Here is a 26,693-nt window from a genome sequence, read left to right as displayed (position 1 = left end):
CGGAACCCGCACCCCTCCACCCGCCTCACCCCCATGACGCTCACGAAAGGACGCCCACCGCGTGTTCTTCCAGATCGACGATCAACTCCAGGTCAACCCCAAAGCACGCACCCTCGCCGAGCGACTCATGGAAGACGACCTCAACGGCCTCGCCGCCCTCGGCATGTGGACCATGGCCGGATCACTCGTTCAGGCATCACTAACCGACGGCGTCGTCACCAAAACCGACCTCGCCCGACTCACCCTCAACCCCGCACGAGCATTCGCGCTCGCCAGCCTCCTCGTCGACGTCGGCCTCTGGCATTCGCCGGGCCATGAGTGCGATCGCTGCGCACCCGTCGCCGAGGGGACTTGGCTGTTCCACGACTGGTTCGACCTGAACTATGACCGGGGCGAGCAGGTGAAGACGACGAGGAAGAAACGCCAGGAGCTGAAGGACAAGTACCTGATCGCTCAGGTGTGGGCCCGTGACTGCATCGACCCGCCGAAGGCCACGGCGGGAAAGTGCCGCTACTGCGGGCACCTGGTCAAGCGCGCCGACCGTAAGAGCACGAAGCGCTGGGAGCTCGACCACGTCGATCCCAGCCTCGCGATCGGACCGACGAACGTTGTCCTCGCCTGCAAGGAATGCAACACGACCAAGGGACAGAGAACTCCGGAGATCGCCGGCATGACTCTCCGTCCGGCACCGAAACACAACGCTGAGGTAGATCCTCGGGCTACTGCCGCTGATCCGTCAGCGTCTCGCTCGACGTCGACCGCTGAGACTCCCACTGCTGATCGCCCCACCCGGGACGCGGATCGCACCAGGGAGACTCGCTCGACTCCGACCGCTGAGACGCGCATTGATGTTGATCGCCGTGAACCCGCAGCTGATCCCACGGCGGCTGATTCGGAGCCTGAACACGGATCGAGTCCCGCGGATCAGGATCAGATCAAAGTGATATCAAACTCGATATCACCGTCCCATGAACTGTCTTCGCACGCAGGTACGCACGCACGCGCAAGGCAGGGCAGGGGAGGGGAGGGTGGTCCTGGGGTAGATCAGGGTAGGTCAGGGTCCGGGCAGGGGAAGCCGAAGGGTAAGCGCCGCCGTCGAGGCGGTCGCTCCCGATCCCAACCTTCCACCGCTGGAACTCCCGCCGCCCAATCTCACCCGCAGCAGGGACAGGCTGGTTCTCCACCCTCGGATATCAAACCCCCGCCCGGACAGTTCGGCAGCCCTTGGCATAACGCTTCACCGCGGGGCAAGACCGATGAGCTGGATTGTCCTGAGCATGGGCTCCCGGCCCCTTGTCGGCTCTGCGTCAGGGGTGAGTCGTGAAGCTCGAGGAGTACCGGGCCAGGCAGGCGAAAGCCATGACCGAGGCGGAGTTGCAGGCGATGGTGATCGACCTGGCGAAGCGGATGGGATGGACGCACTTCCACACGTTCGACAGCCGTAGGTCCGAGCCGGGCTTCCCCGACCTGGTGCTCGTGCATCCGAGGCAGAGGCGAGTGCTGTGGCGTGAGCTCAAGTCGGAGGCGGGGACGACGTCGCCGGCGCAGAAGGTGTGGCTGCACAACCTCAAGGTTGTAGGCGAGGACGTAGACATTTGGCGGCCCAGGGACTGGGTGTCAGGCCGTATACAGGACGAATTGCGAGGACCGAAATGCTGATGTGTGAGTGGAAGGACTGTGCGGAGAAGGGCGACCATCTCGCCGAGTGTGCAGATCCGGAGTGCAAGGGATGCCGGCCCCGGCCCGTCGACATGGGGCGCCTGTGTGCGGTGCATCTGTCGTGGCTGAATCGGGATCTCGCTGATGCCGCCGAGGTGGCGATGCAGGCCCGGGACTCGATGGTGCGTGGCAGGTCGGGTGAGGATCAGCCGACGCGGTCGAGGCGTCTGGAACCGCCGGCACCGTTGGTCGCCTCGGCGGTGGATGCGGCTGATGATGTGATCGCGCTGTTGGTGTCGGTGGCTGAGAGGGTGGCCCCGGAGTTCCGGGTGTCACCGCCCAGGGTTAGGGTGTGGAGGCGGGGCCCGTATGTGAAGGGCTTCCCGGCTGGCACGTCACCGGATCAGGTCGGTGCCCAGGTGCGACGGGTCGTCGAGTGGTTCCGTCTGCATCGGCAGGATCTGCTGTATCTGCCTGATGTGCTCGACCTCGGCGAGGATCTGCACACCATGCTGGGCAGGATGCGCACCAGGTGGCCGGTGGCTGAGCGGGCCCGACACCTGCCCGGCACACCGTGTGGGACGTGTGACCTGATGGATATGTGGTTCACCCCACCGAACGGGGAGGGGTGGCCGATCACAGTGGAATGCCACTCGTGTGGGTACGTGGCACCGGAACAGGACCTGGTGCGATTCGCCAGGGCAATCGAGATGATGAACGCAGGGAGCAGAGTCGGATGAAGAAGTGGGTAACTTACACCGAGGCGGCACAGATCACCGGCCGCTCACCGCGCACCATCAGGAGGTGGGTGAAGGAGCGGCATCTCACGCCCTTCCGTGGACGGATCAACAGGGGTCAGCTGCTCAACGTGGAGTCGAAGATGCGCAGGGCCAGACGGACAGGTGAAGCCGCGGCACTATAGCTTTGGCCGCATCCTGTGTTACGCTGACGCTGAGCGAGAGTTACACCCGTGTAGTTCTCTCAGTGATTTGGTCAGGCCAGCTCTTAGACGTCAAGGGCTGGCCTGATCTATTGGTGCACACGCCGAGGTGGTGATGACCATGACTGCTGGTGTGTCCAACCCTGCATGGTCTGGCCGTCGAGTCACCGAGGCGCTCGAGTTCGTGAAGCGTCTGGGCCGCAAGCTCAAGCAGCCGTGTTCGCTCTGTGGTCAGCCGATCAACTATGACCTTGAGTACCCTGACCCTGACTCATGCTCGGTGCAGCACGTGAAGCCGCAGAGTTTGTTCCCGTTGTCCCGATGGGATCCGAACAACTGGGCTCCAAGCCACCTTCAGTGCAACCAATCGGCGGGTACGGCGGACAGTCTCGGGCTGGGTGTGACGAGCTTCGAATGACGATCCGGTTCGGGGGAGTTCGAGCCGGTAGACCCGGGGCCCGAAAAAATCTGGGTCGGCGGACGCGGCAGCTCCCGGGCATCCAGCTCCCTCTCTCCCCCGGGAAATGTGACCCCCCTACCAGGGTAAACATCGACTTTGGCAACGAAAACGGACCCGTCATGCACGACCGCCAAGCCCTCCGAGAGACCCACACCGCGCTCGCCTCGATCCGGGGCACTGCCCGCGCTGCAGGAGTCTCCCGCAATACCGTTCGCCGCGCAGTCCGTGCCGCCGGACCCGATGGCTACAGCCGGCACTCCGAGATTGACGACTACGCCGAGGCAGTTGCCGACGTGCTCGCCGACTACCCGCACATGACCGTCGCCGATATCGGTGTCATCGTCGATTGGAAGCGCTCACGTCGCCGGCTGTCCGATCTCGTCGCCAAGCTGCGCCCCGCCTACATCGGCCAGCCCGACGTCGAGGCCCGACCGATCACGAGCATCCGCACCGGCACCCTCGCGCAGGTGGGAGAGATGACGATAGGGAGGGTCGGCTGTGAGCACACACTCGGATCCTCCGGAGGACCTGCCTGAGGACGCGGCCGCCGTGTGGCGCGAGATCGTCGAGACCAATGATCTCGCCGGCACTGTCGACCGCGCCGCTCTCGAGGCGTTCTGTACGCTCATAGCGCGACTCCGTGCGGCCCGTGCCCGTGTGAACGAGGAGGGCATGGTTGTCACGGACGCTCGTGGCCGTGTGGTGCCGCACCCAGCTCTGACGGTGGAACGCCAGACCGCCGAGCAGATCCGGGCCTGGGGTGACCGGTTCGCGCCTCTCGTCAAACCCACGAGGAAGCGTGGCTACATGGCTGACGCAACGGCGCGCGCGATCGCCGCGGCCCCGCACCTGCAGGATGCGAAGTTTGCGGGTGCGATCGCGGCGGTGAAGACGCTGGCGTGGCTCATCGACGAGGCGCAGCGCGAAAGCATGGACAAGCTGCAGAAGGCGGCGTTCGGGACCATCCCGACCTACCTCAAGGCCTGCGCTGAGCTACAGATCACTCCCGCCTCGGTCCCCGAGTCCACTTCGGAGAACTCAAGCGAGAAGCCGAAGAGCAAACTCTCGGTCCTGAGAGGAGCCGGATGATGAGGCGGTGAGCTGTGGCGCGAACGGAGCGGAAGGGACACACAGTCCCGCGGATCTTCACACCGCCGCGGCAGCCCCTCGAACCGCGCTCACCTGAGACTGAGGCCAGGACGTTCGGCTACTCGGTGATCGACTTCGCCGAGCAGGTCTGCGGGATCACCCTGTCACCGTGGCAGCAGTGGTTGCTAATCCATGCCCTCGAGCGTGAGGGTGACGGTTTCCGCTTCAAGACCGTCGTCGTGCTCGTCGCCCGCCAGTCGGGGAAGTCCACGCTCTCACAGGTGCTGTCCCTGTGGTCGATGTACGTCTACCCGCACCTGACCGGCCTCGACAACAAGATGACGGTTCTCGGCACAGCTCAGGACCTCGACACCGCAGAGGCGGTGTGGGAGGGCGCTCTCGACATCATCGACGAGACTCCCGATCTTGCCGAGCTCGCCGCGAAACCCATCAAGGTCAACGGGAAGAAGGCCATTCGCCTACTCTCCGGTGAGGTGTACAAGGTCAAGGCTGCGAACAGGAAGGCCGGCCGCGGACTATCCGGCGACCTGATCATCCTCGACGAGCTTCGTGAACATCAGACGTGGGACGCCTGGGGCGCGATCACGAAAACGACGATCGCACGTCCCAAAGCTCAGGTGTGGGCGCTATCAAACGCCGGCGACACCACCTCGGTGGTGCTCCGTCACCTGCGGAAGATGGCGCACAAGGCCCTCGGCGACCCGGACGGCATCTGCAAGGACGACCCGACCGAGCTCGGTCCCACCCTCATCGATGTGCAGGACGACCTCGACGAGGACGAGGACCTCACGGTCGAGGACTTCGAGCAGGACGCCGACACTCTCGGCCTCTTCGAGTGGTCGGCGCCTCCCGGATGCGACATCTGGGACCGCAATGCATGGGCGCAGGCGAACCCTGCGCTCGGATACGGACACGTCACGGAGCGTTCACTCGCCTCAGCCGCGAAGACCGACCCGGAATGGGTGTTCCGCACCGAATGCCTCTGCCAATGGGCAGAGATCCTCGAAGACGGACCGTTCGAAACAGGGGCCTGGGACAAGGGACTCAACGAGATCATCGAGCTCGCCGACGGCACGAAGACCGTCGCCGAGGCCGACAAGATCGTCGGAGACGTCTACGCCTGCGTCGACATGGGCGCCGACCGCTCCATGACCTATGTCGCGTTCGCCGGCCGCCGCGCCGACGGGAAACCACAGGTCGAGATCGTCACCGCCCGCCGCGGCACCGACTGGCTCGAAGAATGGTTCGGCGACGAGAAGCGCCGAGGCCGCATCATCGCCGTCACCGGGCAGGCCGCCGGCGCTCCGATCTCACCCTGGATCAAAGCCATGAGCCGGGACCCGGACTTCCCGATCCCCACCGAGGACTGGACGGGCGGAGACCTCTCCGCCGCCCACGGAATCACCGCCGACGCCGTCCGAGACGGCTACGTGCGGCACAACCCGCAGCCGATCCTCGACCTCGCGGCCGCCACAGCCCAGACCAAGCAGCTCGGCGACGCCCAAGCCATTTCACGCTCGCGCTCGCCGTCGGATGCGGCGCCTCTGATCGCGTTCGAGGGTGCCCTGTGGCTCCTATTGCGCCACGAGGTGGCTCCACCGCCTCCTGCGCAGCCGCCGGCGGCTTTGGAGGCCGAGGGGCGCGAAATTGACGACATTGACCACGACGAATCCGTGATGGACATGGGTTTCTGACCCGTGAGGGGGTGACCGATGACCACAGCACCCCAGTCTGAGAAGGGTTTCGCCGTGCAGTCGCCGATGTGGGGACTGTTCGACGAGGAAGAGGAGACTCCGGAGCTCCGGTGGCCGCTCAGCATCCCCGTCTACGACCGGATGCGACGCCAGGACGCGCAGGTCATCAGCGTGATCCGCGCCGTGACGCTCCCGATTCGTCGCACCGAGTGGCGGATCGACCCAAACGGCGCTGACCCCAAGGTCGCGGAGTTCGTGGCGAACAATCTGGGTCTCCCACTCGCTGGGGGACAGGTCAAACCACCCCTTCGCACCCGTGACCGCTTCTCATGGCAGGAGCATCTGCGCCACGCGCTGCTGATGCTCACGTTCGGACACGCGTTCTTCGAGCAGGTGTACCGGTTCGACGGCCAACGCCACCAGCTGCGGAAGCTCGCATACCGGCCACCACGCACGATTTCCCGCGTGGACGTCGCCGCTGACGGTGGACTGGTCGCGATCGAGCAGTTCAGTGCCACGAACCCCAAGGATGCGCGGATCCCCGTCGAGCATCTCGTCGCATACGTCCATGAACGTGAGGGCGGGAACTGGCTGGGCGCGAGTCTCCTGCGCCCGGCCTATAAATTCTGGATCCTCAAGGACCGGCTGCTGCGCGTGGAGGCCCAGACTGTCGACCGTAACGGCCTCGGCGTGCCCGTCTACGAGGCGTCCGACCATCCGACCGGTGTCGGCAGCGAGGAGCTGCTGAAACGGGAGAAGGACGAGATCGCGACGGGCCTCAAGCTCGCCCGCGGTGCCCGATCCGGAGCCACAGCGGGTGCGTCGATCCCGAACGGCGCGAAGTTCAAGTTCCAGGGCGTCGAGGGCGACCTGCCGGATGCGCGCAAGCCCATCCAGTACTACGACGAGCAGATCGCTCGCGCAGTGCTCGCCCACTTCCTCAACCTCGGGTCCGAAACCGGCTCCTGGGCGCTGGGGTCGACGTTCGCCGACTTCTTCACACTGTCTCTGCAGACGGTGGCGAACCAGATCGCAGACGTCACCACCCAGCACGTCATCGAGGACCTCGTCGACATCAATTTCGGCGAGGACGTCCCGGCGCCGAAGCTCGTCTTCGATGAGATCGGCTCCCGTCACCCGGCAACAGCCGAGGCGATGCGCGCCCTCGTCGAATGCGGTGCCATCACCGTCGACGACCCCCTCGAGGCGCACCTGCGACTCACCTATGGGCTCCCGCCTATCGACCACGCGACCGCTCGTAAGCCCGCCGCGGCCACCGAGCCGCCGGGACCCCCGACCGACCCGGAGAAGTCTCCGGAACCGCCGCCGGAGAGTGAGGAAAGCCCATGAACAAGACACCCTGGTACACGGTGGTGACGAACGAGGCGAAGAAATCCGCCGACCTCCTGATCTACGACGAGATCGGCGGCTTCTTCGGCGTCGACGCTCAGGAGCTCGTGCGCGACCTCTCCGGTCTCGACGTCGACGACCTGCAGGTCTATGTCAACTCGCCCGGTGGTGACGTCTTCGCCGGTGTCGCGATCATGAACGCCCTGCGCAGGCACAAGGCCCGAGTCACGGCGCACGTCGACGGACTCGCTGGCTCCGCGGCGTCGTTCCTCATCCAGGCTGCCGATGAGATCGTCATGGGTCGAGGTTCGGAGCTGATGATCCATGACGCATCGGCCCTGTGCATGGGCAATGCGAAGGACATGCAGGACACTGCCGAAGTGCTCGACCAGATCTCCATGACGATCGCCGAACTCTATGCCGATCGCGCGGGCGAAACCGCCGAGTTCTGGCGGGACGCTATGCGAGCCGAGACCTGGTACAACGCCGGTGAGGCCGTGGAAGCCGGCCTCGCCGACCGCGTCGAGGAGCCGCGCAAACGCGCGGGCACCAAGAACGTCCACGACCTCAGCGTGTTCAACCACGCCGGCCGTGACAACGCACCCGCCCCACCCATGCCCCACCACCCCGGGGCCACACACCTCCCATCACAAGCCCCGGCATTCGACCGCCTCGTCGCGCTCGCCGGAGCTGCCACCACTGCACCACCGAACCCCGCGCCACCGGCTCCGTCGGTGGACGACCATGCCGAAAGGACTGACGACATGTCAGAGAAGCTGATCAAGGGAGTGCGCGCCCGGCTGGGAGTCCCCGCCGAGGCCAAACTCGACGAAGACGGGATCCTCGCCGCGCTCGACGAAGCACTCGCCGAGGGTGGGAACGACACCGCCGCGAACGCCGGACCGACCGTTCCCGAGGGCACGGTCCTCCTCGACTCCGAAGAGCACCAGCGGCTCCTCGCCGAGGCCGAGAAGGGCCGCAAGGCCGACGAGGCGACCGCAAAGGCGCACCGCGAAGCGATCGTCGAAGCCGCGCTCAAGGACGGCCGCATCCCCGCGGCTCGCAAGGATCACTGGCTCGCCCAGCTCGAGGCTGATCCGGGCGCCGAGCAGGTCCTGGGCTCCCTGGCCAAGGGCACCGTCCCCGTGCAGGCGAGCGGTTTCACCGGAGGCGTCGACGAGAGTCCCGATGACGTCGCTGCCGACGACCTGTACTCGAAGCTCTACCCGAAGACGAAGGAGGCGTGAGACCCATGTCTGACTATTCGCCACTGTTCTACGACGGTGACCCGTTCACCTGCACCGCCGCCACCGACGTCACCGGCGGACGCCTCGTGACCGTCGCCGGCAACCGCACCGTCGGCCACGCGGCCGCCGACTCCAACCCCATCGGAGTCGCCGCTTTCGACGCGAAGGCCGGGGAATCGGTCAACGTCATCCCCGGTGGCGTCCACCGCCCTGCAGCGTCGGGTGCGATCGCTGCCGGTGCGCGCGTCGCCGCCGCAGCTGGCGGAACTGTTTCGGCCACCGGAACGAATTTCATCGGAACTGCTCTCACCGCTGCCGCGGATGGGGAGCTCGTCGAGATCAAGCTCGACCACTAAGGAGGGGTCACCACCATGAGTTACACCTACCCAACACCTCCGGTGACCGTCGCCCCCGACGCCACCTCCATCCAGGTGCATCAGTTCATGAAGACGCCGGCGCTCATCGCGAAGCGCGTCCGCGAGCTCGTCAACGAGAAGTTCATCGCGGACTTCCTCCTGGGCCAGCGTCTCAAGGCCGTCGGCGGCGCCATCCTCTACGAGACCGGCGAGGAGATCTACCCCCTCGACGCTCCCGAGGCTGTCGCCCCCGGTGCGGCCTACCCGCTGACTTCCATGACCGCCGGCGAACTCGCCGCGGCCAAGACCGTCAAGTGGGGCCGAGACGCCGAGGTCACCGATGAGGCGATCTCGCGGCTGCAGATGAGCCCAGTTGAACGTGCACTGCGCAAGCTCGCCAACGGCACCGTCCGCCACGTCGACTCCGTCGCCCTCGGCGTCATCGCCTCCAAGCTCACCGGCTCCTACGCCGGCGGTGCCTGGACATCGGCGGGACAGATCATCGAGGACGTCCTCATGGCCAAGGCCAGCCACGAGGAAACCCATGCCGGTGAGGACTACAACCTCAACGTCATCGTCCTCCGACCTACCCAGTACGCGAAGGTCGCCGCGAAGCTCGTCAACGACGGCATGCTGCCGCGTGAGGCCGAGAACCCCATCGGGACCGGCGTGTTCGGCCCCTACATGGGACTCACCTGGACGACCTCCACGCACGTGCCGTTCACCGACCCGACTCTCGTTGACAACGAGCAGCTCGGCGGAATGGCCGACGAGGACCTCGGCGGCCCCGGCTACGCCAAAGTCGCCGGTGTCGGAATCGAAACCAAGGTGATCCGCGATGAGGACCACGACAAGTACAAGCCGCGCGCTCGCCGCGTGACCGTGCCCGTTGTGCTCGAACCCAACGCGGGCCTGCGCATCACCGGAACGGGAGTGTGATCATCATGGCCGCAACGAGTGTGCCAACAGTGACGGCGGCTGCAGTCGTCGTCCAGGTCGAGGGGCAGGACCGCTACCTGTACAAGGGAGCGGTCCTGCCCGACGGGGTCAAGGCCGAGGACGTGAAGCGTCTCAAGTCCATCGGCCTCGTCAAGGACGTGAAAGTCCAGACCGCGCCCCAGGCGACCGCCGACGCGGACGACGCCGAAGCCAAGGCCGCCGCTGAGAAGGCCGCCGCTGAGAAGGCCGCCGCTGAGAAGGCCGCCGCTGAGAAGGCCGCCGCTGACAAGGCTGCGGCCGACAAGGCCAGCACGGCCAAGAAGTAGCGGGAGGGGGACGTCATGGCTGACCTGCCTGATCTGGCGCAAGTCACTGATGTGGAGAACGCGTGGCGTCCCCTCACGAACGCGGAACGGTCCCGGGCCCTGCACTACATCGGGCAGGCGTCGAGGATGATCCGTCGCCGCTGGCGCGACGTCGACCAGCGCATCGAGGACCCGAACGATCGGCTCACCGCCGCCGAGGTCTCCGACGTCGTGGTGGCTCTGGTGCTGTCGATCGTGCCGTCTCCGACGCCGGGTGCTCGCTCGTGGTCGCAGACGACGGGCCCGTTCGCGCATTCGGTGACTCTGCCGGCCGCTGAGGCGGCGCGACCGATGACGCTGCTGGATTGGATGGTCGCGGTATTCGAGGGCGAGGAGACGCCGACGCCAGTCGCGCAGTTCTCGTTCCCGGATCCGCCGCCGTTCGACAACCTGTTCGTGCTCAGGGAGTGATCGTCGATGTTTGGTTACCCGGTCACGGTGGTGCGAGTCCGTTCCGGAGGTTACGACCGTCTCGGCGACCCGCTGCCCGATCAGGAGACACCGATCGAGGGTGGGACGCTCGCCCCGGCGGGCTCGACGGAGGACGGGCAGTTCCGCTCCTCCTCGATCGCGGATTGGACGTTCTACGCCCCCACGGGAACGGATGTTCGCTCCTCCGACCAGTTCCGGCTCCCCGCGAAGTACGCAGGCACCTCGCCGGGCCTGTTCGAGGTGGTGGGTGACCCGCAGGTGTGGGGTCCGAACCCGTTCACGGGTGACGACCCGGGCACTGTCGTGGATCTGAAGAGGCGATCAGGATGAAGTACAAGCACGACCGTAAGGGCTTCGCGAAGATGGCGAACGGCCCGGAGGTGCAGGACATATGCGTCCGAGCCGCCGGGGTGGGGGAGACGTGGGCGCGTCGGCTGCCCGTCGAGGGTCCGCCCGAGAAGCTGCCCGAGTACCGGTCAGGTTTCCGTGTCGAACCCGCCAAGGTCCAGGTCGGCAGTGAGGTTCGAGCCGGTGCGCTGCTCATCAACGATTCCGACGTCGAACGCATCTTCGGCGCCCGCAACCATGTTCTCTACCGCGCTGTCGCGCAGATCGAAGGAGCGTTCATCCGATGATCCATCCTGATGTTGAAGCCGCCCTGATGGAGCTCACCGCGCAGCTGGTCCCCGAGGAGCAGGTGACGGTCAGGCTCAACCCGAACTTCACGTCCGGACCCATGCCGGTGGTGCTGATCACCGCCGAGGTGCCCGGCGCTGACGTGCTCTCCACGGTGCAGGCCGAGTTCGAGATCTACCACTCGAAACGCTCCGACGCGAAGACCCTCACGAACGTCCTGTGGTCGCACCTCGTGGACCAGGCACACAGCACGCAGGCGGGCTTCCTCGACCGCGTGTGGGAGCGGCAGAAACCCAAGGAGCACCCGTACCAGTACAGCGGCGTCGAGCGTTTCCGCTTCGTCGTCAACGTCGACACCCGCCCCATCGGCTGACCGGCACCCACCACTCACTGATACTCAACCCTCGCCCTCGCGGCGGGGGTTTCCTCATGCCCGCGTCGTCGGGCAGAAAGGCAGCACATCATGACCACGATCCAGGAGCTCAAAGCCCAGGGAGACAACGCGGATCTCATCCGCAAGGTCCAGAACGTCGCGATCTGGCTGGCCCCGCTCTCCGCGGCGCCCATCACCAAGCTCGTTGACGCCACCGGCCAGCTCACCCCGTTCCCCGCCGAGTACCGTCCCCTCGGCATGATCACCAAGGACGACGGACTCACCTTCACCAGCGAGTCCGACTCCGAGACCGTCGAAGCCCACGGCTACATCTCAGCCGTCCGTGAAGACGAAACCTCGATGGAACGATCCTTCGCCGTCAACGCCCTCGAAACGAACCGGCTCACCCTCGAGCAGGCTCACGGCCTCGACCTGTCCACCGTCACCGTCGACGCCGACGGCAACCTCGTCTTCGACGAACCGGAACTCCCGATCCGCCAGCACGCTCGCGCGATCTGCGTCGGCTCCGACGGCGCAGGCACCGGCGAATACCTGATGGGACGGTTCATGCCCTTCGTCAAGGTCACCAGCCTCGACGACATCGTGTGGTCCATGTCCGACCCCACCTCGTACAACCTCACGTACAAGGCATTCCCGGACCCGACCCTCGGCTTCAGCGTCCGCCACCTCTACGCAGGTGCCGGCTTCAAGGCCAGCGCCGAACGCGCCGGCTTCACCGTCGCCCCAGCCGCACCCTGACCGGTCGGCGACACCCCCTGACGCGGTGGCGAGCGTGCCTGATGGGATGCGCGCTCGCCACCGTCTAACCCACTCATCCCATCTGCACCCACGAGGAGCAAACACATGGCGAAGAACCCCACACCGAAGCCCGACACCGACCCCGGCGACGCCGTCGAACCGGTCACCGTGCAGCCCACCGCAGCGACCCCCGTCGCACCGGACAAGACCGCACAGACCACCGACCCGACCCTCGCCCAGGAGCCGGAAACCAAGACCGACGAGACCGACGACTCGCCCAAGCGCATCACCCTCGTCAACGCGGACGGCCACACCATCACCACCGGCCACCCCGCCGAGATCACCAACCTCCGCGCTCGCGGATACACCGAATCGAAGTAGGAAGCAGGAATCCCATCATGGCTACAGCACGCAAAACCTCTGCCCCGAAGTCGGACAAGCTCGTCGTGAAGAATGACCTCGACAAGCTCGCCAACGAAGTCGTCAAAGACCACGAGCCGTATGAGTTCTGGTTCAAGGGCCGTCAGTTCATCACTCAGAATCCGTTCGATCTCGACCTCAGCGAGTCGTTGAAGATCCAGCGGGAAGACACCGAGGGGCAGCTCAAGCAGTTCCTCGGCGAAGACGGCTATGCCGAGTTCATGGAGCTCAAGCCGCAGACGAAGCACGCCGCGGCGCTCGTCAGCAACGCTGAGAAGTACTACCAGGACATCTACGGCAACCCGGGGGAATCCGACGGCTCGCCGACCTCCTGACGAGGTTCCGCGGGCCGATCCGCTGTGATCTGGCGTCGGAGTACGGGATCGATCTCGCGGAGTGGGTCGCGGCGCGCCGCTTCCGGGCGCTCATCGACTACATCGATGGGCTCCCGGTGGCGTCGAGGTTCCGTCAGGCTCTGCTCAACGACCCGGAAACGGCGGAGCAGATCGTCGAGGCCGAGGCCGCCGCGAAAGCCAAGGGCAAGACGGCTCGAGCGTATGCGCCGGAGATCCGTGACTGGGACACCAGCGCGATCCTGCTCACGCGCCTCACCGCCTCGGTGGAGCGTCAAACCTCGGTGCTCGCGGGCGTGCACAAGGCCCGGTACAAGCCGCAACCGCCCCTCAACCCGGTCACTGAGGTGGACCGGGTCCGGGAGCGTCGCCGTCACCGGGAGGTGAATCGGCTGTTCAACATGTTCACGACCAATCCGGAAGGGGCGTGATCATCCGTGGCCTCCATTGCGTCGGCGTTCATCAATGTCGCCCCGACCTTCCCCGGCTTCCAGAAGAAAGCTGCTGATGAGGCGGGGAAGCTCGAGAACACATTCGGGCGTGCCGGTCGGAAGTCTGGTAGCGGGTTCGCTGGAGCGTTGGGGAAGGTCGTCAAGGGTGGCGTCATCGCCACTGGCACTGTGGCCGCCGCAGGCCTCGGATATGCCCTCACGAAGGGTTTCGAGCGCCTGTCCCAGATCGAGGACGCGACCGCGTCGCTGACCGGTCTGGGGCACTCGGCGAAGTCCGTGAAGACCATCATGAACGATGCCCTCGCTTCGGTGAAGGGCACCTCGTTCGGGATGGGCGAAGCCGCTCAGGTCGCGGCGTCAGCTGTGGCCGCCGGGGTGAAGCCCGGTGAGGATCTGCAGAAGACACTCAAGCTCACCGCTGACGCCGCGACGATCGGCAAGACCTCCATGTCCGAAATGGGGATGATCTTCAACAAGGTCGCCTCCAAGGACATGATCCAGGCGGATTCCGCGAACATGCTCCTCGAGCGCGGCATCCCCATCTGGCAGATGCTGTCGAAGACGATGGGCATGACGACCACCGAGGTGCAGAAACTCGCTTCCGAGGGCAAGATCGGGTTCGCGGAGTTCCAGACCGCGATGGAGCAGGGTCTCGGAGGCGCAGCTCTCGAGGTTGGCAACACCACCTCGGGCGCGCTGAAGAACATCGGTGCTGCCGCTGGCCGCCTCGGCGCCACCCTCCTCGGCGGCGTGTTCCCGAAGATCAAGCCGCTGTTCGTCTCACTCATCGGTGTCATCGACCGCATGACCGACGCCGCGGCACCACTCGGTGCCGCGATCGGCAACATCCTCGGACCCGCCATCGGCAGGCTCTCAGCCTGGCTTGACGGTCTCGACTTCACGAAGCTCTCCACCGGGGCGGGCTCCATGTCGTGGGTCGCCGGCGCCGCCACGCACCTCAAGACGTCACTGGCACCGCTGACGCCCGTCGTCGACCTCGTCGGCAAGGCACTCAACTGGGTGTGGAACAACCTCGGCCTCGTCGTGCGCATCCTGCCCTACGCGCTCGCCCTGTTCGCCGCCTACCGGCTCGCGTCGAATCTGGCTGCCGCGGCGACGTTCAATCTGCGTGTCGCGGAAATGGCGATGGCTCCCGTGTATCTGGCGAACAACATCGCTCGTATCACGGCGATCACCATGGAGGGTCGTCTCAATAAGGCGAAGCACGAGTCGATCCTGACCAAGGCCAGGGACACGGCCGCGACGTCGGCGAACACCTCGGCGACGACCGCGAACGGTTTCGCTGCGAGGTTCGCGGCCGCGGCTACGAAGTTCCAGGCCGGCGCGATGCGCAGCATGTATATCCAGACGAACGCGGCGAAGACCGCGACGATCGGGTCGACGGTCAGCCTGGTGGCGCACCGCACGGCCACGGTCGCGACGACGATCGCGACGCGTGCTGCTGCGGTGGCGCAGCGCCTGTTCAACATGGCGCTCAAGGCCAGCCCTCTGCTGCTCGTCGTGGGTCTCATCGCGGGCATCGCTTTCGCTCTTCAGCAGTTCTTCACGAAGACCGAAGAGGGTCGCGTCATGTGGTCGGCGTTCTCGGCTCAGATCCAGGCGGCGCTCCTGCCCCTGAAGGCTGAGTTCGTGAAGCTGCAGCCGCTGTTCGCGCAGCTGATCGGGACTCTGGGTTCGGCCTTGGGGTCGATCATGCCTGTCGTCGCGCAGCTGGTGGGCACCCTGGTGAGCACCCTTGTGCCCGTGATCTCGAACCTGGCGCGCACGCTGTTCCCGGTCCTGGCGCAGGTCATTGGCACGGTTGTGCAGGTCATCTCCTCGATCCTCGCGGCTGTCATGCCGCTGGTGACGGTGCTGCTCACGGCACTGGTCCCGGTGATCGGTCTCGTCCTCACCGTGGTCGCGAAGATCATCTCGGTGCTGGCGACTCTGCTGGTGCCGGTGATCCGATTCGTCGGCACGGTCATCACGTGGCTGGTCGGTGCCATCACCACCGGCGTGACGTCGGCGGGTGGCGTGTTCGCCACGGTGTTCGGGGCGGTCTCGTCATTCCTGACCACGGTGTTCGCACCGGTCCTGAATTTCATCAAGACCGTGGCGATGCTCGTCTTCCGTGGCATCCAGATCTACATCCAGGTCTGGTGGGCGGTCGTGTCCGCGATTTTCAGTCTCGTGGTCGCGATCATCCGCACCGTGCTGGCACCCGTGTTCACGTTCTTCAAGAATGCGGTGACGCTGGCGTTCAATCTGATCCTCGCGGCCATCAATTTCTGGTGGACGCTCGCGAAGATCGTCTTCAACGCCGTCGTGGGCTTCATCCGCGATCAGCTGCAGCCGCGGTTCAACCTCTTCAAGGACACGGTCGCTTCGGTCTTCCAGACGGTGCGGCAGAAGATCGATGAGGCGTGGACGTTCATCAAGACGTGGATTTTCAATCCGATCGTCTCGTTCCTGAAGGACAAGCTCGCCCCGGCGTTCACGTCCGCGAAGGACACGATCACCGGTGCGTGGACGAAGATGCAGAACCATCTCGATCAGGTGCGAGCGTTCATCGTCGATAACATTTTCAGGCCCGTGATGGACCTGGTGAAGAACACGCTGCCGGACGCGTTCGAGACCGGTCGGGACGCGATCGGTAAGGCCTGGGACGGGCTGAAATCCCTCGCCAGGAAGCCGATCGCGTTCGTCATTGAGCAGGTCGTTCGTGATGGTCTGGTCAAGCCTTTCAACAAGGTGGCCGGCGTGTTCGGCTCGAAGACCATCGACGAGAAGCTGTTCACGGTGCCGAAGCTGCGTGACGGTGGCCCGGTTCCGGGGCATTCGCCGACTCCAACGGCGGACAACATCCCGATCTGGGCGACTGCTGGCGAGTTCATGGTGCGTCGTCGTGCGGCGGATCGTCTGCGTCGTCAGCATCCGGGCGCCCTGGAGTACATCAACTCCCGGGGCGAGCTCCCGATGGTCAGGGGTTACAAGAAGGGTGGCGACATCGTCGCCCTCGGGCGTGCCCTGCAGTCCATCGGTGTGCGCGTGTCTGAGCATCCGAAGTTCGGGGGAGTGAACCCGGTTCACGCCAAGAACTCCTGGCACTACCGTGCCGGAGCCTTGGACCTGAACACGGCGGCCGGGCAGTCGAAGGGCGAAATGGCGTTCTTCGACAAGCTGATGCCGATCCTGCACGGCCTCGGTTGGGGAACCATCTGGCGCTACCCCAACCACTATGGGCACGCCCATGTGGATAAGGGTGGACGGAAGCTCGGCAGCTTCAAGACCGGTGGTGTCGGTGGTCTCGTCGCTAAGGGTTTGATGGCCGCTCTCAAGGGCCTGAAGAACCTCGGCGGAAGTGTCGGTAATGCTCTTGTCGATCTGAACCCGTTCAAGGGTCTGATCGACAAGATCAAGAACGGTATCGGCAAGGAACCGTTCGCGCAGATGATCGGATCCGGTGCCACGAACCTCGTCAACAAGGCGATCGAGTGGATGCAGGAGAAGATGCCGTTCGGTGGCGACACCGGCGACATCAACGATCCTGGCGGTCAGGGTGCCGGTGTGGGCCGCTGGACCGACACGGTCAAGCAGGCGCTGACCATGCTGGGCCAGCCGACGTCTCAGGCGATGATCAACACGGTGTTGCGCCGGATGAAACAGGAATCCGGTGGCAATCCCAAGGCGATCAACAACTGGGACATCAACGCCAAGCGTGGCACCCCCTCCAAGGGGCTCATGCAGGTGATTGGCCCGACCTTCAAGGCCTACGCCATGAAGGGGTTCAAGTCCAACATCTACGATCCGCTGTCGAACATCCTCGCCTCCATGCGCTACGCGCTCGCCCGGTATGGGTCGCTGTCGAAGGCCTACAACCGGAAGGGCGGCTACGCGAAGGGCGGACTCATCCAGGGCTTCGCCTCGGGTGGACTTGTCCCCTCGATGACCGGAGGCGCTGGGGATTCGATGTCGTTCATGTCAGGCATGATGCCCAAGCCTGTCCTGTACGACGACGGCGGTTGGCTACCGCCCGGTCTCACGACCGTGCTCAACGCCACGGGCAAACCCGAGCCGGTGTTCACGCCCAAGCAACTGGGCATGATCGGCGCCGACTCCGCCGAGGCACAGCCGAGGATGCAGTTCGGGGACGTCTACGTCCAGGACCCGGACGAGTTCGTGCGCACCCTCGACGAGCGTGAACGAAAGCGCGATGTTCTCTACCCAGTGTGAGGAGGTCTGATCGATGTATCGGAGACCGATTGTGACTCTGATCGGCAACGGTGATCAGATCACCCTCGACGGGGTGGGCAACGAGTTCACGCTCAAACCCGGCATGACCGGCACCGGACTCGCCCCGTGGGAGTCGACATACAGTCAACTCCCGCGGGGCGGGTCCGTGCTCCGTCACCGCCGGCGCACCAACCGCACCATCATGATCCCGATCGACGTCCACCACGGGAACTCCCCAGACGCCTACGCGCGACTCGAAGACTCCCGCCGCCGCCTCGAACACCTCTGTGAAGACGTCGTCGAGATCCGACTCAAAACCAAAGACGGCACCCGCAGCGCCTACGGCCGACTCAAAGACGGCCTCGAGGGCGACTTCGCGAAAGCCGTCGTCAACAACATGCGCATGGTCCTCGTACTCACATTCGAATGCGAGGATCCATGGTTCTATGGGCCCTGGCGCGAACAATCCCGCGCCATCGCTAAAGGAACCAAACCATTCCTCTCCGCGCTCGCCCCAACTCGCGGCAGACGAAATTGGAACAATGCACCGATCTCCTCATGGCTGAGATCGGGTCTCAGCTTTGCCGCGGTCGAAGATGGGTTCACAAGACTCACCACCAACGCAACCGCTACGACTTATGCCTCAAGCCCCGCCCCCTATGAGACGAATATCCCTGCCACTCCCGGGAATCGGGAGGTGATCTTCGAGGTGCGGGTTCCGGCGGATGAAGACGCTGTGATGATCCGGCCACGATTTATGGGGTACGGAGAACTGGCGGGGCTGGATATCGGCGTAGAGAACTTCGTTGTCAACCCCGGTGAAATTCGCTTGCTGAAAGCCGCCGGAACTATTCCAGATAAGCCTGGGGGAATCCGTCTCCTGATTTACGTCAAAGACACGGCAGGGGCGTACACCCCAGGAAACGTTATCGATGTGCGCACCATCTACTTCGGCGAGCCAGGAATGCCATTCGACGGGTCAACGGAAGGCCATGTGTGGGAGGGCCGAGCTGGCAGGTCAACCTCCGTGGAGATGGTTGGCGGGAAGAAGTTCTTCCCCGTGCGACTCTCGGAGTCATCAGTGCAGGGCGAGTACGAGGTCCACATTGAGGGCGACGAGCAGGTGTGGCCGGTGTGGGAGATCGTGCCGCCCGGCACGGATGCGAAGCTCGAGAACATCGACACCGGTGAGGCCCTGTTCCTGTCGGGGCAGATCCCGGACACGGTGACTGTGGATACCCGACCGCGCGTGCAGGACATCACGAGCCCGTCCATGCCGGATGGGCAGTGGTGGGACCGCGCCGGTCGCATCGTCGGCGGTCGCCTCGTCGAGCAGGACCTGTTCCCGCTCCGACGTGGGAAGAACCGGATCCGCATGACGATGGTCGCCGCGACTGCAGATTCCCTGATCAATCTCCGCTACCAGGAGACCTACAAGGCCGGACACTGAGAGGGGTCGATCGCCCGTGAAGGTGCTCATGTTCACCCCGGATTTCGTGTCCCGAGGGACCCTGCCCGTCGTCAGCGGCACGATCGTGCTCCGCCGCAACGACGTGAGCACGTTCGCGCTCGATGTGATCGGTGAGGACAACAAGTGGAGGCGGCTCAAGCACGGCTACCGGATCGTCATCATCGACGACGACCTCGGCGAGGGTGTGCAGCTGCTTTCTGGTTGGGCGACCGGCATGGTCGACAAGCGTGACACAGGTGTCCAGACGATCAAGGTCTCAGGCGTTTCGGATGTGCAGTGGCTCAAGCAGCGGCTCACGCTCCCGGATCCGGCAGCTGCTCTCGACGCGCAGTCGTCGGCGGCGTATTGGAAAGCCACGGGACCCGCGGAGACGGTGATCCGCTCCCTGGTGAACGTCAACGCCGGCCCGGGCGCCCTGGCGTCGCGTCGTGCACCTCTGATCATCGACCCGGACCAGGGCCGGGGCCCGCAGGTGTCGGTGAATACGCGGTTCAAGACGGTTATCGAGGAGGCGCAGGCCCTGGCGGGCTCGGCGCTGACGTTCGACATTGCCCAGGACATTGCGTTGCGCATGTCGGTGTTGCGGTTCTCCGTCGGCCGGGATCTGCGCCGCGCCGTGGTGCTCACGGAGGACAACGGTGGGCTGCCAGACCGGGAACTCACGAACTCGGCGCCGGAAGCCACGCATGTGCTCGTCGCCGGCCAGGGTGAAGGCACTGCCCGAACCTTGAAACTCGTGCAAGGCAACACTTCCGATTGGGGTGTGTACGCCGAGGTGTTCCAGGACCGACGCGACACGGATGCTGCCGCTGAGCTCATCCAGGCCGGGCAGGAGACGCTCACGGAGGCGCAGGAGAAGGCGTCGGTGAGTCTGAGTGTCACGGACACGCCGCGCCTGCGGTTCGGCCACCGGTATGGTCTCGGCGACACCATCACGGTGCAGCTCGAAACAGGCGGTCAGGTCGCCGACATCGTGCAGCAGGCGGAGCTCACGTATTCGGAGACTGGCCGCACCGTGAAGCTCCAGATCGGCCCCGTCCCTGACGACAAGGATGCTCCGCGCTGGGTCCGCGAGGTTCGCCGCCTGCAGCGCCGGGTCACGGGCCTCGAAGCCCGGTAGTTCAAACGCACTGGCCGTCAGGCCCACATTCGACAGTCTTTCAACACCCTCCGGGGTGTTTTTTCATGCCCAGGAGGTAGCTGATGGTCGAGAAGTCTTTCCCCATCGAGGAAGTCAACATGTCGTCGGAGGAGTGGCGGTCCGTCACTCTCGGAATTGGCAATGGCGTGCTCGATCGTGGGGGCCAACCGTATTGGCTCAAGAACCTCGACAACGCGTCTCGCACCGCGCAGCTGACGCCGTCGACGACCACGAATGATGCTGAGGCGATCATCGACGGCTTCTACCACTACATGGATACGGCGGTCGAGGTTCCGTTGCCGATGCCGGCGGCTCCGACGACATACCGGGTGACCCTCGAGTATGACCCTCTGGAGCACAAGAACATCGTCTCCGGACCGGTCAGAGTGCGGACGTATGCGGGGGATCCGGACACCACGCAGGGGAAGAACCACATCGTCCTCTGGGAGATTGAGTGTCAGCCGAACCAGCTGCTGACCGAAGCGGTGGTGAGACAGATCCGCCCGAAGATCGCCCCGACGATCACCGTCGATAGCCGGGCCCAATTGCCGCCGGCGAAGTCGGTGCTGTGGGGGACGATCGCTCACATTCACACGACTCGCGAACTCTTGTTCGCCTGGGGTTCTGGCGCTGACGGTGCACCGACCGGGTGGGCGTCGATCACGAATCCGGATCCGACGACGATCACACCTCACCCGTGGAACGTTCACTATACCGGAGACCCGATCGTTGGTCAGTCGATCGGCGGACGAGTGTACCTGTCGGGGAAAGTCAGACGCCCGACCAATGAGGTGTACACGATCCGCGACGTCGGTTGGCCGGTGTGCACACTGCCACCGAGCTTGTTACCGGCGAAGTGGGGCCGATACCCGGTGGGGCTCACGTTCACCGCTGCGGGTGCTCCTGCCATTGGAATGGTCGATGTCGCAGCGAATGGCGTGGTTACCGCGTATGTGCCGTCGAGCGTCAACTTCCTGACTCTTGACGGCATCGACTATCGAGCCGCGCAGGTGTAGGGGCGTGATCGTCTCCGGGTCGAGCCGCGTCATCGTCTAGAGCACAGTCAGGAGACCAGCGTGTGGATATCCCCTCGTTCATCACCAGCTATGGCGGTCCTGGCGGCATTGTCGCGGTCATCGTGTGGCTCTACTCGTCGGAGCGTCGACACAACGTTGAGCGCCGCGATGAGCTCCGCAAGGACATTGAACGTGAGCAGGCGGACAACGACCGGCTGCGAGCGAGCCTCAAGTCGAAACGCGCCGCGCTCGCTGAGAAGGATGTCGAGCTCGGTAAGCGGAACGCCCGGATCGCTGAGCTCGAGGATCTTGTCCGCCGCCTCCGCAATGGAGAGGACGTGTGATCGTCATGGGCCGTCATGACCACCGCCGAGATCGCCCGTGGATGAGCGGGCTGCCGGGAATCGTCGCCCTCGTCCTCGTCATCGGGTTCGCGGCCTGGACGATCGTGTCCCAGTACCAGACTCAGCGGAAAGCCGAGGATGCGGAGTCGTCGGCCTCGCAACTGGCGAATCAGGTGTCACGTGCCTGTGCTGAGGGGTCTGTGAAGGTCGACGGTCGGGACATCTGCAAGAAAGCGGAGCAGGTGCAGAAGGACACCGCCGCGGTGACGAAGCAGGGTCCGCCCGGGCCGAAGGGCGACAAGGGTGACCGGGGACTGCCCGGACGCGATTCGACGGTCCCCGGCCCCGCCGGGAAGCCAGGTAAGGACTCCACCGTCCCGGGTCCGCCCGGACCGTCTGGCCCACCCGGACCGCCCGGGAAGAACTCGACGATCCCGGGGCCGGCGGGGGAGCCGGGAGCCCCGGGCAAGGACTCGACTGTCCCTGGCCCGATCGGCCCGCCCGGGCCGAAGGGCGACAAGGGCGACCGGGGTAGCCGGGGTGAGGCTGGCCCGCCCGGCCCCGAGGGGCCAGAAGGTCCAGCCGGTAAGTCCGGCCGCGGGATCCGCGACGTCAGCTGTACCGCTGATGGGGATTGGCTGTTTGCCTTCACGGATGACACGAGCGTCACCGTCGACGGCCCCTGCAGGGTCACCCAAACCCAACCAGAACCAACCGAAGCCCCGTGACTCGCGGGGCTTTTCCATGCCCTACGCCCTCAGGAAGGGGTGATCAGTATGGCCCGATCGTGGAGAGTCGCCAGGGCTCTCGACAAACTCCTGGCCCAGATCAATGCGGCAGCGCCGCGGCGGTCGAAACGCTCAGATGGGTCGATCGGTGATACCGCGCATTCGGCGCGAGCATCCGACCACAACCCGGATTCGCGCGGGATCGTCCACGCCCGCGACTTCACGCACGACCCGAAGGGCGGATTTGACGCCCACGCGTTCGTGCGCCGCCTCGCCAAGGCCGGGGACTCCCGGATCAAGTACCTGATCAGCAACCGGCAGATCAGCAACCCGAAGATCGGCGCCGGCCGTTGGCGGCCCTACAGCGGGTCGAACCCACACAAGGCCCACGCCCACGTCTCCTGCGTCTACGGACGCGGCGAGGACGACACCAGACCCTGGCCAGGCCTCCCCGGCAGTACCGCTGGCAGTGCAGGCTCGACCACCACGACTCCGAAGGAGGACGAGAACGATATGCGACGGATCAAGCACGGTGAGCACCGCAAACCCCAGAAGCTCGGGCCGGGACAGACCGCCCGGATCCGCACCAATTCCAACGGCGACTACTCGATGGGTGACTGCAAGAAGGGTCAGCTGCTCGAGACGGTCGTGAACATCGACGTGCTGGGCCTCATGCTCGGCGAAACCGTGACGGTGCGTAACGTCATCGTCGACTGGAACGGGAAGAAGAAGCGTTCCACCATCAGGCACCGGAGCGCGGTCGCCGACGTCAACGGCAAGGGCGACGGCCGCCGGGCACGTGGCAACTTCACCTTCACCGACGGTTCCTGCGGGTACGGCCCGCACGGTGATGATCGTCCGCGGTTCCACCTCGAGGTGAAGAACGAAACCAAGCACGACGTGACGATCGCTTACGTCGACTACGAGACGAAGGGGAACTGACCATGAGCAACCTGGTCACCAGAGAGTTCTGGGCAGCCACGGCTGACCGTGTCGCCAAGACCGGGGCGCAGTCGGCGATCACCCTCATCGGCGCCGAGGCCGTCAACATCGTCTCCCTCGACTGGGCGGAGATCCTGGGCATCACCGCGACGATGATGCTCCTGTCGGTCCTCTCCTCGATCGCAGGCGACGTCGCCACCAAGAACGGCCCCAGCTTCACCAGCTCCGAGGGAATCGGTGTCGCGAACGCTGAGGCTGAGGAGGCGTTGCGGATGCTGCGCGCCGGGGAGGATCCGGTCGGGGCATTCGACACGCGTGTGAGCCTCGCGCCCCTGGACTACGACGAGACCGAGGACGTGACCGGTCCGGAGGATCATGATGCCGACGAAGCCGAGGTCGTGGATCTCACCGACACCGAGGCCACCCCAGCCGAGGAGTCGGATCATGCTGCAGAGGATGCCGACGAGGTCGAGGCCGTCGACGCTACCGAGGACACCGACCCGACGCCTGCCGCGCCGGGCTGGACGCCGAAACACTGAGGAGGCCACCATGGACAAACCGATTGAGGAGATGACTCCCGAGGAGATCGCCCAGTGGATGGAGGCACTCAAGTCGGAGCTGCTGCGCCGGCAGAACCGGGAGGCGTTCCAGCGCGAGGAGACGAAGCTGCACGAGCAGTTCCGGCAGACGGGGATGCTGCCGGTCCCTGCTGTCGCGGAGTACGTGAAACCGGCTGAGTCCGTCGACGCTTACGGTGTCGGGGATGTCGTACTCCGCAACGGCGGCCGCCGCCGCGCCACGACGGGTCTCGTGATCTGCGAACCCGAATGCAACGACCACTGGGAAGACGCCTGAGTCAGACCCTGCCGGTATATTTCCCGGTATAGTTTCATCCGATTTGCCCCCACCTCTCACCGAGGTGGGGGCGTTTCGTCGTTCCCGGAGTCGTGTTACGCTCGTCCCACCCCGTCACTGCGGGGATTGTCCGCTCTTCGTTGACGGGCAGGACGACCGCAACATCTTCCCTGCGCATGCAGGGGTGACCCGATTGCTCTCGACGAGTCTCCGTCAAGTTGGGTATCTCGCCCCGCGTTTGCGGGGATCGCTCCCACGATTCGCCGCGTGGGGGCGTTTTGTCGTGCCCTATGACTCGGCGGGTAGGACGGCGGCAGCATCTGGCGGTAGCTGCTCGACACCGGCGCGCGCGATCCAGTTGTCGAGAGTCTGCCGAGTGATCCCGCCGGCGGTGGCGATTCGGGCTTTGGGTATGCCTCGACGGTACGCAGAGAGGGCGTGAGCCTTCCGCGATTCCGTGGCCTGGTGAATTGTCGCATCGTCATCGCGGAGCGCCTGGAGCATGACGTCAACACAGTCACCGCACACGCATGTGTCGCCGTGGCTCATCGGGTGATCCCCAGCTCCGAGCCAATCAGTGATTCCGTCCACCGATCGGATGAGAAGGGAATCCTGAGGGCACGATGGTCGCGGTTTTGATCGAAACCGACCCAGAATAGGCGATTCGCGTCTTCCGGGGAGACATCTGCGAGGGCCGGAATTTCGTCCAGTGGAACGCGGTCACTCAGGGCGACGACCATGATCATCTCTGCCGGATATGGTGAGCCGTCCCGCTCCTCATCGTCGCGCTTAGCGGATGCAAAGAGGGATCGGAGTTCCTCGCGGTAGGTCGGCTTCTTGTGCAGCCCCTCCGGCTCCCCGCAGCGGTAGCAGTTGCCGTACACGTCGAAGTCGACGTTGGTGCAGTCGGTGTAGGTGCTCATCGGTCTGGCCTTTCAATCGGTGGGGGCTGGTGGATGTCTACCATCATACACATACGTATGACAGTAGACAATGCCCTGACGGAAAGAATTTCTGAGGGCCCGGGTGCCCATGCATGCGCTGGCCATTCAGTCGCATCCGATCGCTACTGATGACTAGAAGTCCATCGAATCCACCAAGCGAGGCCATAGGTCCGCGAGGACCACGTCGACGGCCAGCTGAACCTTGGCGCCCGTGAGGGGCCGGCCGATCACGTACTGGTGCGCCTCCGCGACCCCGTCCTCGTCTTCGGAGTAGGTCTGCACGATCGTCGCACCCCATGATCCCCAATCGACGGCCACGGCCACGACGTCGACACCGCCGAGAACCTCGGCGAACACAATCCGAACCTCGATATCCTGCCCCGGCCGCAGGTGTTCGTCGTGCAGCGCAAGGATCTCGGCGACGACGTCGACCGCTGGCACGGTGCGCGGACTGAGAATGTGCATGCCCGCCACGCTATCCCGCGCTCGCCGTAGTTTGGCCGATATGAAACGGTCTACTGGAAATCGCGCCTGTTGTTCTACGCTTCATCTATGCAGAAGATTATGGCGTGGGCCAAATCCCACAAGCTCGCCGCGACAGGAATCGGCTGCGGCGGCCTCCTCGTCGCAGGTTTCCTCCTCATCGTCATCATTGGAGTCATCGTCACCCTCGTCAACGGCCCGTCGGCGCCCGAGGATGCCGAGCCCGCGGCTGAGACGGCCACCACCGAGGCGACCTCGGAAGCGCCCTCGTCGGCTCCGCCGGAGAAGCCCGCGACGACCGCGCCGCCGAAGACCAGCGCACCAACCCAGGTGCCGAGTGACCCGGCACCGACGTCGCCGGCTCCGAAGTCGGAAGCGCCGGCCGCCGAGGATTCGTTTGCCGCGAAGCTCGAGAAGACGGTGCTCGATGCAGCTGGCGTCGATAAGTTCTCCGACATGACTCCTGAGTCTCCGGTGTACGCGGTGACGAAAGTCGAAGACGTCAGCACCGGCACCGCGCGGGTCTACGTCCAGGACACGCTCACGGATGATCAGGCCGACGACGTCGCTCGCTGGTTCATGAACATGGGCTGCGGCGCCGACGACTCGCTCGAGATCAACACCATCGTCGTCCGTGACGTCTCCGGCGTCGACCGCAACCACTTCACGGCCATGATGGACCCCATCACGCTCTGCGGCTGAGCCCGGTCGGGACGCGCCTCACGTCGGGCACCCGCTGGGCACAATTCGGGCACATTAGACCACTGCCGCACCATCTAGAGAGGTCGAGAACACCAGAGAATTCGCGGATCACGCCGTGATCAGGGAGCGGATATGGGTTCAAATCCCACCGGCTCCGCGTTGTGATGTGTCGCGACATCGTTCACTCGATGTCGCGGCACATTTCTCATTTCCCGCCGGGATGTCTCACGACATTGTTCATCGAATTGATGCCATGTCTCGCGACATCGTTCACCGTATGTGTCAC

The 26,693-nt window shown here is 64.9% G+C and carries 34 protein-coding genes; 31 read left to right on the top strand and 3 right to left on the bottom strand.

Features of this window, described 5'->3' with window-relative positions:
* The first annotated feature begins 127 nt into the window (after positions 1–127).
* The 30 genes from RIT73_RS17250 (at position 128) to RIT73_RS13595 (ending at position 24,278) form a co-directional block, all read left to right on the top strand.
* A complete protein-coding gene (locus RIT73_RS17250) occupies positions 128–1,324 on the top strand; it encodes an HNH endonuclease (protein ID WP_375295015.1) in 1,197 nt (398 codons plus the stop codon).
* Positions 1,321–1,659 (top strand): VRR-NUC domain-containing protein, encoded by a 339-nt coding sequence (locus RIT73_RS13735; RefSeq protein ID WP_309132653.1) that lies wholly within the window; start codon positions 1,321–1,323, stop codon positions 1,657–1,659. Before RIT73_RS17250 ends, RIT73_RS13735 begins: the two co-directional genes overlap by 4 nt.
* Before the next feature lie 155 nt (positions 1,660–1,814).
* The gene (locus tag RIT73_RS13730; RefSeq protein WP_309132652.1) at positions 1,815–2,399 is read left to right on the top strand and encodes a hypothetical protein; all 585 of its coding nucleotides are present in this window, start codon (positions 1,815–1,817) and stop codon (positions 2,397–2,399) included.
* Positions 2,396–2,581 carry a helix-turn-helix domain-containing protein gene (locus RIT73_RS13725; RefSeq protein WP_309132651.1) on the top strand — a complete coding sequence of 62 codons (186 nt, stop codon included), beginning with the start codon at positions 2,396–2,398 and terminating at the stop codon, positions 2,579–2,581. Before RIT73_RS13730 ends, RIT73_RS13725 begins: the two co-directional genes overlap by 4 nt.
* Positions 2,582–2,714: 133 nt before the next feature.
* Positions 2,715–3,017 (top strand): HNH endonuclease, encoded by a 303-nt coding sequence (locus RIT73_RS13720; protein WP_309132650.1) that lies wholly within the window; start codon positions 2,715–2,717, stop codon positions 3,015–3,017.
* 161 nt (positions 3,018–3,178) lie between these two features.
* Positions 3,179–3,595: a hypothetical protein gene (locus RIT73_RS13715; RefSeq protein WP_309132649.1), complete on the top strand. Its 417-nt coding sequence runs from the start codon at positions 3,179–3,181 to the stop codon at positions 3,593–3,595.
* Entirely contained in the window at positions 3,558–4,148 is a 591-nt protein-coding gene (locus tag RIT73_RS13710; RefSeq protein ID WP_309132648.1) for a P27 family phage terminase small subunit, read from the top strand. Before RIT73_RS13715 ends, RIT73_RS13710 begins: the two co-directional genes overlap by 38 nt.
* Positions 4,149–4,162: 14 nt before the next feature.
* Entirely contained in the window at positions 4,163–5,863 is a 1,701-nt protein-coding gene (locus RIT73_RS13705; RefSeq protein ID WP_309132647.1) for a terminase large subunit domain-containing protein, read from the top strand.
* An 18-nt stretch (positions 5,864–5,881) separates the two neighbouring features.
* Positions 5,882–7,213 carry a hypothetical protein gene (locus RIT73_RS13700; RefSeq protein WP_309132646.1) on the top strand — a complete coding sequence of 444 codons (1,332 nt, stop codon included), beginning with the start codon at positions 5,882–5,884 and terminating at the stop codon, positions 7,211–7,213.
* Entirely contained in the window at positions 7,210–8,460 is a 1,251-nt protein-coding gene (locus RIT73_RS13695) for a head maturation protease, ClpP-related (RefSeq protein WP_309132645.1), read from the top strand. The genes RIT73_RS13700 and RIT73_RS13695 overlap by 4 nt, the downstream gene beginning before the upstream one ends.
* Before the next feature lie 5 nt (positions 8,461–8,465).
* A complete protein-coding gene (locus RIT73_RS13690) occupies positions 8,466–8,816 on the top strand; it encodes a capsid cement protein (protein ID WP_309132644.1) in 351 nt (116 codons plus the stop codon).
* A gap of 15 nt (positions 8,817–8,831) precedes the next feature.
* Positions 8,832–9,755, top strand: coding sequence for a hypothetical protein (locus RIT73_RS13685; RefSeq protein WP_309132643.1), 924 nt, complete (start codon positions 8,832–8,834; stop codon positions 9,753–9,755).
* Between the two features lie 5 nt (positions 9,756–9,760).
* Positions 9,761–10,081 (top strand): hypothetical protein, encoded by a 321-nt coding sequence (locus tag RIT73_RS13680; RefSeq protein WP_309132642.1) that lies wholly within the window; start codon positions 9,761–9,763, stop codon positions 10,079–10,081.
* Between the two features lie 15 nt (positions 10,082–10,096).
* Positions 10,097–10,531, top strand: a complete 435-nt coding sequence (locus RIT73_RS13675; protein ID WP_309132641.1) for a Gp19/Gp15/Gp42 family protein — start codon at positions 10,097–10,099, stop codon at positions 10,529–10,531.
* Between the two features lie 6 nt (positions 10,532–10,537).
* A complete protein-coding gene (locus RIT73_RS13670; protein ID WP_309132640.1) occupies positions 10,538–10,882 on the top strand; it encodes a hypothetical protein in 345 nt (114 codons plus the stop codon).
* Complete coding sequence (locus RIT73_RS13665) at positions 10,879–11,187, top strand: hypothetical protein (protein ID WP_309132639.1); 309 nt, start codon at positions 10,879–10,881, stop codon at positions 11,185–11,187. Before RIT73_RS13670 ends, RIT73_RS13665 begins: the two co-directional genes overlap by 4 nt.
* The gene (locus tag RIT73_RS13660) at positions 11,184–11,561 is read left to right on the top strand and encodes a hypothetical protein (protein ID WP_309132638.1); all 378 of its coding nucleotides are present in this window, start codon (positions 11,184–11,186) and stop codon (positions 11,559–11,561) included. Before RIT73_RS13665 ends, RIT73_RS13660 begins: the two co-directional genes overlap by 4 nt.
* Positions 11,562–11,651: 90 nt before the next feature.
* A complete protein-coding gene (locus RIT73_RS13655) occupies positions 11,652–12,320 on the top strand; it encodes a hypothetical protein (RefSeq protein ID WP_309132637.1) in 669 nt (222 codons plus the stop codon).
* A 105-nt stretch (positions 12,321–12,425) separates the two neighbouring features.
* Positions 12,426–12,701, top strand: a complete 276-nt coding sequence (locus RIT73_RS13650; RefSeq protein WP_309132636.1) for a hypothetical protein — start codon at positions 12,426–12,428, stop codon at positions 12,699–12,701.
* 17 nt (positions 12,702–12,718) lie between these two features.
* On the top strand, positions 12,719–13,075 hold the full coding sequence (locus RIT73_RS13645; RefSeq protein ID WP_309132635.1) for a hypothetical protein: 357 nt from the start codon (positions 12,719–12,721) through the stop codon (positions 13,073–13,075).
* Between the two features lie 116 nt (positions 13,076–13,191).
* Positions 13,192–13,524, top strand: a complete 333-nt coding sequence (locus RIT73_RS13640) for a hypothetical protein (RefSeq protein ID WP_309132634.1) — start codon at positions 13,192–13,194, stop codon at positions 13,522–13,524.
* Positions 13,525–13,530: 6 nt separating this feature from the next.
* The gene (locus tag RIT73_RS13635; RefSeq protein WP_309132633.1) at positions 13,531–17,781 is read left to right on the top strand and encodes a tape measure protein; all 4,251 of its coding nucleotides are present in this window, start codon (positions 13,531–13,533) and stop codon (positions 17,779–17,781) included.
* Positions 17,782–17,794: 13 nt separating this feature from the next.
* Positions 17,795–19,231: a hypothetical protein gene (locus RIT73_RS13630; protein ID WP_309132632.1), complete on the top strand. Its 1,437-nt coding sequence runs from the start codon at positions 17,795–17,797 to the stop codon at positions 19,229–19,231.
* A 28-nt stretch (positions 19,232–19,259) separates the two neighbouring features.
* On the top strand, positions 19,260–20,372 hold the full coding sequence (locus tag RIT73_RS13625; protein WP_309132631.1) for a siphovirus ReqiPepy6 Gp37-like family protein: 1,113 nt from the start codon (positions 19,260–19,262) through the stop codon (positions 20,370–20,372).
* A gap of 83 nt (positions 20,373–20,455) precedes the next feature.
* The gene (locus RIT73_RS13620; protein ID WP_309132630.1) at positions 20,456–21,409 is read left to right on the top strand and encodes a hypothetical protein; all 954 of its coding nucleotides are present in this window, start codon (positions 20,456–20,458) and stop codon (positions 21,407–21,409) included.
* Between the two features lie 62 nt (positions 21,410–21,471).
* Positions 21,472–21,753, top strand: coding sequence for a hypothetical protein (locus tag RIT73_RS13615; protein WP_309132629.1), 282 nt, complete (start codon positions 21,472–21,474; stop codon positions 21,751–21,753).
* Positions 21,750–22,481, top strand: coding sequence for a hypothetical protein (locus RIT73_RS13610; protein WP_309132628.1), 732 nt, complete (start codon positions 21,750–21,752; stop codon positions 22,479–22,481). The genes RIT73_RS13615 and RIT73_RS13610 overlap by 4 nt, the downstream gene beginning before the upstream one ends.
* Positions 22,482–22,529: 48 nt before the next feature.
* A complete protein-coding gene (locus RIT73_RS13605) occupies positions 22,530–23,423 on the top strand; it encodes a hypothetical protein (protein WP_309132627.1) in 894 nt (297 codons plus the stop codon).
* A gap of 2 nt (positions 23,424–23,425) precedes the next feature.
* Positions 23,426–23,962 carry a holin gene (locus RIT73_RS13600; protein ID WP_309132626.1) on the top strand — a complete coding sequence of 179 codons (537 nt, stop codon included), beginning with the start codon at positions 23,426–23,428 and terminating at the stop codon, positions 23,960–23,962.
* Positions 23,963–23,972: 10 nt separating this feature from the next.
* Positions 23,973–24,278, top strand: a complete 306-nt coding sequence (locus RIT73_RS13595) for a hypothetical protein (RefSeq protein ID WP_309132625.1) — start codon at positions 23,973–23,975, stop codon at positions 24,276–24,278.
* A gap of 288 nt (positions 24,279–24,566) precedes the next feature.
* On the opposite strand, the gene RIT73_RS17245 is transcribed toward RIT73_RS13595, so the two are convergent.
* From RIT73_RS17245 to RIT73_RS13585, 3 genes are all read right to left on the bottom strand, one after another.
* Positions 24,567–24,782, bottom strand: a complete 216-nt coding sequence (locus tag RIT73_RS17245; protein WP_375295014.1) for a helix-turn-helix domain-containing protein — start codon at positions 24,780–24,782, stop codon at positions 24,567–24,569.
* Between the two features lie 41 nt (positions 24,783–24,823).
* Positions 24,824–25,201 (bottom strand): hypothetical protein, encoded by a 378-nt coding sequence (locus RIT73_RS13590; RefSeq protein ID WP_309132624.1) that lies wholly within the window; start codon positions 25,199–25,201, stop codon positions 24,824–24,826.
* Between the two features lie 153 nt (positions 25,202–25,354).
* Positions 25,355–25,687 carry a hypothetical protein gene (locus RIT73_RS13585; protein WP_309132623.1) on the bottom strand — a complete coding sequence of 111 codons (333 nt, stop codon included), beginning with the start codon at positions 25,685–25,687 and terminating at the stop codon, positions 25,355–25,357.
* 87 nt (positions 25,688–25,774) lie between these two features.
* On the opposite strand from RIT73_RS13585, the gene RIT73_RS13580 reads away from it, so the two are divergent.
* Positions 25,775–26,407 (top strand): hypothetical protein, encoded by a 633-nt coding sequence (locus tag RIT73_RS13580; RefSeq protein ID WP_309132622.1) that lies wholly within the window; start codon positions 25,775–25,777, stop codon positions 26,405–26,407.
* Positions 26,408–26,693 lie beyond the last annotated feature (286 nt).

Source organism: Brevibacterium sp., assembly GCF_031179145.1.
GTDB lineage: Bacteria > Actinomycetota > Actinomycetes > Actinomycetales > Brevibacteriaceae > Brevibacterium.
Note: the sequence above shows the minus strand (reverse complement) of the source record. Positions and strands in the feature narration are given on the sequence as shown.